The sequence below is a fragment of the Streptomyces sp. NPDC048734 genome (genome assembly GCF_043198675.1).
Classification (GTDB): Bacteria; Actinomycetota; Actinomycetes; order Streptomycetales; family Streptomycetaceae; genus Streptomyces.
The window spans coordinates 1,556-4,787 of sequence record NZ_JBICUZ010000035.1; the positions used below are offsets into that span (position 1 = coordinate 1,556).

The 3,232-nt window shown below is 57.2% G+C and carries 1 rRNA gene; it reads left to right on the plus strand.

Annotation, left to right across the window (positions count from 1 at the left end):
- Nucleotides 1-59 precede the first annotated feature (59 nt).
- Nucleotides 60-3,182 (plus strand): 23S ribosomal RNA (locus ACGFQC_RS35730).
- Nucleotides 3,183-3,232 lie beyond the last annotated feature (50 nt).

Here is a 3,232-nt window from a genome sequence, read left to right on the forward strand (position 1 = left end):
TGGGGGTGATGGGTGGCTGGTCGTTGTTTGAGAACTGCACAGTGGACGCGAGCATCTGTGGCCAAGTTTTTAAGGGCGCACGGTGGATGCCTTGGCACCAGGAACCGATGAAGGACGTGGGAGGCCACGATAGTCCCCGGGGAGTCGTCAACCAGGCTTTGATCCGGGGGTTTCCGAATGGGGAAACCCGGCAGTCGTCATGGGCTGTCACCCATACCTGAACACATAGGGTATGTGGAGGGAACGCGGGGAAGTGAAACATCTCAGTACCCGCAGGAAGAGAAAACAACCGTGATTCCGGGAGTAGTGGCGAGCGAAACCGGATGAGGCCAAACCGTATACGTGTGAGACCCGGCAGGGGTTGCGTGTGCGGGGTTGTGGGATCTCTCTTCTGTCGTCTGCCGGCGACAGGACGAGTCAGAAACCGTTGATGTAGACGAAGGACATGCGAAAGGTCCGGCGTAGAGGGTAAGACCCCCGTAGTCGAAACGTCAGCGGCTCGTTGGAGAGACACCCAAGTAGCACGGGGCCCGAGAAATCCCGTGTGAATCTGGCGGGACCACCCGCTAAGCCTAAATATTCCCTGGTGACCGATAGCGGATAGTACCGTGAGGGAATGGTGAAAAGTACCGCGGGAGCGGAGTGAAATAGTACCTGAAACCGTGTGCCTACAAGCCGTGGGAGCGTCGCGCATTGAGTTTACTCAATGCGTCGTGACTGCGTGCCTTTTGAAGAATGAGCCTGCGAGTTTGCGGTGTGTTGCGAGGTTAACCCGGGTGGGGTAGCCGTAGCGAAAGCGAGTCCGAACAGGGCGTTTCAGTAGCACGCTCAAGACCCGAAGCGGAGTGATCTAGCCATGGGCAGGTTGAAGCGGAGGTAAGACTTCGTGGAGGACCGAACCCACCAGGGTTGAAAACCTGGGGGATGACCTGTGGTTAGGGGTGAAAGGCCAATCAAACTCCGTGATAGCTGGTTCTCCCCGAAATGCATTTAGGTGCAGCGTCGTGTGTTTCTTGCCGGAGGTAGAGCACTGGATAGGCGATGGGCCCTACCGGGTTACTGACCTTAGCCAAACTCCGAATGCCGGTAAGTGAGAGCGCGGCAGTGAGACTGTGGGGGATAAGCTCCATGGTCGAGAGGGAAACAGCCCAGAGCATCGACTAAGGCCCCTAAGCGTACGCTAAGTGGGAAAGGATGTGGAGTCGCACAGACAACCAGGAGGTTGGCTTAGAAGCAGCCACCCTTGAAAGAGTGCGTAATAGCTCACTGGTCTAGTGATTCCGCGCCGACAATGTAGCGGGGCTCAAGCGTACCGCCGAAGTCGTGTCATTCATGCAACAGGGCCAACGCCCGTATGGATGGGTAGGGGAGCGTCGTGTGCCGGGTGAAGCAGCCGCGGAAGCGAGTTGTGGACGGTTCACGAGTGAGAATGCAGGCATGAGTAGCGATACAAACGTGAGAAACGTTTGCGCCGATTGACTAAGGGTTCCTGGGTCAAGCTGATCTGCCCAGGGTAAGTCGGGACCTAAGGCGAGGCCGACAGGCGTAGTCGATGGATAACCGGTTGATATTCCGGTACCCGCTGTGAAGCGTCAAACACTGAACCAGGCGATGCTAAGTCCGTGAAGCCGTTCCGGACCCTTCGGGGAAAGGAAAGTGGTGGAGCCGACGGACCAGACTTGCAGTAGGTGAGTGATGGGGTGACGCAGGAAGGTAGTCCAGCCCGGGCGGTGGTTGTCCCGGGGTAAGGGTGTAGGACGAACGGTAGGCAAATCCGCCGTTCACACAGTCTGAGACCTGATGCCGAGCCGATTGTGGTGAAGTGGATGATCCTATGCTGTCGAGAAAAGCCTCTAGCGAGTTTCATGGCGGCCCGTACCCTAAACCGACTCAGGTGGTCAGGTAGAGAATACCGAGGCGTTCGGGTGAACTATGGTTAAGGAACTCGGCAAAATGCCCCCGTAACTTCGGGAGAAGGGGGGCCATCACCGGTGAGAGCACTTGCTGCTCGAGCTGGGGGTGGCCGCAGAGACCAGCGAGAAGCGACTGTTTACTAAAAACACAGGTCCGTGCGAAGCCGTAAGGCGATGTATACGGACTGACGCCTGCCCGGTGCTGGAACGTTAAGGGGACCGGTTAGTGCGCCTTCGGGCGTGCGAAGCTGAGAACTTAAGCGCCAGTAAACGGCGGTGGTAACTATAACCATCCTAAGGTAGCGAAATTCCTTGTCGGGTAAGTTCCGACCTGCACGAATGGCGTAACGACTTCTCGACTGTCTCAACCATAGGCCCGGTGAAATTGCACTACGAGTAAAGATGCTCGTTTCGCGCAGCAGGACGGAAAGACCCCGGGACCTTTACTACAGTTTGATATTGGTGTTCGGTTCGGCTTGTGTAGGATAGGTGGGAGACCGTGAAGCCTGGACGCCAGTTCAGGTGGAGTCGCCGTTGAAATACCACTCTGGTCGTGCTGGATGTCTAACCTGGGTCCGTGATCCGGATCAGGGACAGTGTCTGATGGGTAGTTTAACTGGGGCGGTTGCCTCCTAAAGAGTAACGGAGGCGCCCAAAGGTTCCCTCAGCCTGGTTGGCAATCAGGTGTTGAGTGTAAGTGCACAAGGGAGCTTGACTGTGAGACCGACGGGTCGAGCAGGGACGAAAGTCGGGACTAGTGATCCGGCGGTGGCTTGTGGAAGCGCCGTCGCTCAACGGATAAAAGGTACCCCGGGGATAACAGGCTGATCTTCCCCAAGAGTCCATATCGACGGGATGGTTTGGCACCTCGATGTCGGCTCGTCGCATCCTGGGGCTGGAGTCGGTCCCAAGGGTTGGGCTGTTCGCCCATTAAAGCGGTACGCGAGCTGGGTTTAGAACGTCGTGAGACAGTTCGGTCCCTATCCGCTGCGCGCGCAGGAGTCTTGAGAAGGGCTGTCCCTAGTACGAGAGGACCGGGACGGACGAACCTCTGGTGTGCCAGTTGTCCTGCCAAGGGCATGGCTGGTTGGCTACGTTCGGGAGGGATAACCGCTGAAAGCATCTAAGCGGGAAGCCTGCTTCGAGATGAGGACTCCCACCCACTTGATGGGGTAAGGCTCCCAGTAGACGACTGGGTTGATAGGCCAGATGTGGAAGCCTCGTAAGGGGTGAAGCTGACTGGTACTAATAGGCCGAGGGCTTGTCCTCAGTTGCTCGCGTCCACTGTGTTGGTTCTGAAACCACGAACAGCCCCACAT